General features: G+C 72.1%; 3 protein-coding genes. 2 read left to right on the top strand and 1 reads right to left on the bottom strand.

Annotated elements, in window-relative coordinates:
* Window positions 1-27: 27 nt before the first annotated feature.
* A complete protein-coding gene (locus tag E1300_RS48895; protein ID WP_131764069.1) occupies window positions 28-1,473 on the bottom strand; it encodes an MFS transporter in 1,446 nt (481 codons plus the stop codon).
* Between the two features lie 244 nt (window positions 1,474-1,717).
* Between E1300_RS48895 and E1300_RS48890 the strand changes: the two genes are divergently transcribed.
* Both E1300_RS48890 and E1300_RS48885 read left to right on the top strand, forming a co-directional pair.
* Window positions 1,718-2,110: a YybH family protein gene (locus E1300_RS48890; RefSeq protein WP_165503350.1), complete on the top strand. Its 393-nt coding sequence runs from the start codon at window positions 1,718-1,720 to the stop codon at window positions 2,108-2,110.
* 55 nt (window positions 2,111-2,165) lie between these two features.
* Window positions 2,166-2,795, top strand: coding sequence for an NADPH-dependent F420 reductase (locus tag E1300_RS48885; RefSeq protein ID WP_131764067.1), 630 nt, complete (start codon window positions 2,166-2,168; stop codon window positions 2,793-2,795).
* The last annotated feature ends 46 nt before the right edge of the window (window positions 2,796-2,841 follow it).

Raw genomic sequence — 2,841 nt, 5'->3', positions numbered from 1 at the left:
CCGTTCGCGCGGCCCGCCGCGGACCGGCTATCCGGCCACGGCGTCCTCGGCGGCGGCCGGCGCGGCGGCGGCGCGGTACCGCACCACCCCGACGGCGCTCAGCAGCAGGCCGAGCAGGGCCGCCGCGATCACCACCCAGAGGCCGGCGCGGTAGCCCTCCAGCCCGGCGCCCGCGTTGGCGGCGAACACCGAGGCGGCCAGGCCGAGCACGAGCCCGCTGCCGAGCTGCGTCGCCGCGATGAACATGCCGGAGATCAGGCCCTGCTCGGTGGTCTTGGCCTGCATCACGGCGGTGATGTTCAGCGCGGGGTGCGTCATGGCGAAGCCGAGGCCGCCGACGGCCTGCTGGACGACGACGAGCAGGATGGCGTTCCTGCTGTCGAGCTGGAGGAACCACACGTACGTCGCCGCCTGGAGGAAGAAGCCCAGGGTGGCGAACCGCCAGGCGCCGACCTTGGCGACCATCCCGGCGAAGCGGGCGGCGAACAGCACGACCATGGCGCCGCCGATGAAGAAGCCGAAGGCGGCCTCCAGCGGCGACCAGCCGAGCTTGCGCTGGAAGTAGAGCGTGGCGAGGAACTGGAACCCGACGTAGGCGCCGTGCAGCACCAGCGCGGCGACGTTGGCGTGCGAGAGCTGCGGCCGGCGGAACACGTCGAGCGGCACCAGCGGCGAGCGCGCGAAGCGCTCCACCTGCGTGAAGAGCACCAGCAGGACGGCGCCGGCGGCCAGCGCGCCGATCGTGACCGCGTCGTCCCAGCCCGAGGACGCCGAGCGGCTGAACCCGTACACGATGGCCATCAGGCCGCCGGTCACGGTGACGGCTCCGAGCACGTCGATCTGGCCGCCGCCGCGGACGGCGTCGTGGTCGGTGTCGTTCGGTACGATCGCGATGCTGGCGAGCAGGATGAGGATCGCCACGATGCCCGGGAGCACGAGCGTGTAGCGCCAGGACGCCTCGGTCAGCGCGCCGCCGATGACCAGGCCGAGCGTGAGCCCGAAGGCCCCGACGGAGATGAAGGTGCCCAGCGCCTTGTTGCGCTGCTCCTCGTCGCGGAAGGTGTTGAGCAGGATGGCCACCGCGGCCGGCGCCGTGAAGCCCGCGGCGATGCCCTTCACCAGCCGCGCCGCGATCAGGGCCAGGCCGTCGCCGGCGACGCTGCCCGCCAGGCTGGCCACCGCGAAGATCCCGAGCGCGACGAGCAGCACCCTGCGCCGCGAGTACAGGTCCGCGATGCGGCCGCCGAGCAGGAGGAAGCCGCCGTAGCCGAGCACGTAGGCGCTGACGACCCACTGGAGGGCCTCGGACGACATGTCCAGGTCGGATTGGATCTGCGGGAGGGCGGGCCCCATGCTGGCGACGTCCATGCCGTCGATGAACTGGACAGCACAGAGCGTGATGAGCACGAGCCGGAGGTTGACGGCGCGCCGCCCCTTCTCGCCGGTCCCGGTGGTTGTTCGCTGTTCAGTCATTGAGCCGATTCTCCAGATTGCCCTGAGCTTGGCGAGCTAATGGCGGAAGGCCACTCGACCGATGCTAGAAGGGCGCCGAGAATCGGCCAAGAAGGTTACCGGCACCGATTAACACCTTTTCCAGGGTTTCTTACAGAGCCGTGATGTGGATCCCTATCCGTCCGGCATCCACAACCCATCCGTGTGAATTGCCGCGCCATCAGTGTTAGTCATCGCCGAGACCGCGCAACTACACTTAAGCGCTGTGCCTGATAATGCTCTTACCGGTCCGCGGAGCCTCGCCCAGCTCATCGCGCTCTGGTGCTCCGCGTGCCTGCGGGCCGACGTCACCGAGCTCGTCTCGCTGTACGAGGACGGCGCGCTGATGGTGACCTCCGCCGGCGAGGTGCTGGAGGGCCGGGACCGGCTGGGCGAGGCGCTGCGGGACGCGCTGGCCTGCCTGCCGTGCGCGGGGCGCAGGGAGACCCGCCGCTGCCTGGAGGGCAACGGGATCGCCCTGCTGATCAACGCCTGGCTGGGCGAGGAGGAGCAGCGCGCTCCGGACATCTCGACCGGCGGGCTGGGGCTGATGATCGCCCGGCGGCAGCCGGACGGCCGCTGGCTGATCGCCATGGACGTCCCGCAGGGCACGGTCTGATGACGGCCGGGGCCCGGTCCGGGCTCCGGTTCGACCACGCGAGAGACGGGATGCCATGAAGATCGGGATAATCGGCGCCGGAATGATCGGCGGTACGCTCGCCGCGCGCCTGGCGGACCTCGGCCACGACATCGTGATCGCCAATTCGCGCGGGCCGGAGACGCTGGCCGGGCTCGTCGCCGAACTCGGCGGCGCGGTGCGGGCGGGCACGGTCGCCGAGGCGGCGGAGGCGGGCGAGGTGGTGATCCTCGCGATCCCCTACGGGCGGTACCGGGAACTGCCGGCCGCCTCGTTCGCCGGCCGGATCGTCGTCGACACCAACAACTACGTCCCGGCCCGCGACGGCCACATCGCCGAGCTGGACAGCGGCGCCACCACCTCCAGCGAGGCCGTCGCGGCGCACCTGCCCGGCGCGAGCGTGGTCAAGGCGTTCAACACGATCTACTTCGTCCGGCTCCGCGACGAGGGGCACCCCGGCCTGCCCGCGGCCGAGCGGCTGGCGATCCCGGTCGCCGCGGACGACCCGCGGGCCAAGGCGGTCGTCCTCGACCTGATCGACGCGCTCGGCTTCGCCCCGGTCGACGCCGGCCCGCTGTCCGAGGGCCGCCGGCAGGAGTACGGCAAGCCGGTGTTCAACAACCCCGTCGGCCCGGACGAGGCGGTCCGGCTGCTCGCCCGGGGGTAGCCGCCCGCGCCGGGCCCCGGCCCCCCGCGTCCGGGCCCCGCGCCCG

The organism is Actinomadura fibrosa (assembly GCF_900659615.1).
Classification (GTDB): domain Bacteria; phylum Actinomycetota; class Actinomycetes; order Streptosporangiales; family Streptosporangiaceae; genus Spirillospora; species Spirillospora fibrosa.
This window is presented reverse-complemented; position numbering and strand designations above follow the sequence as displayed.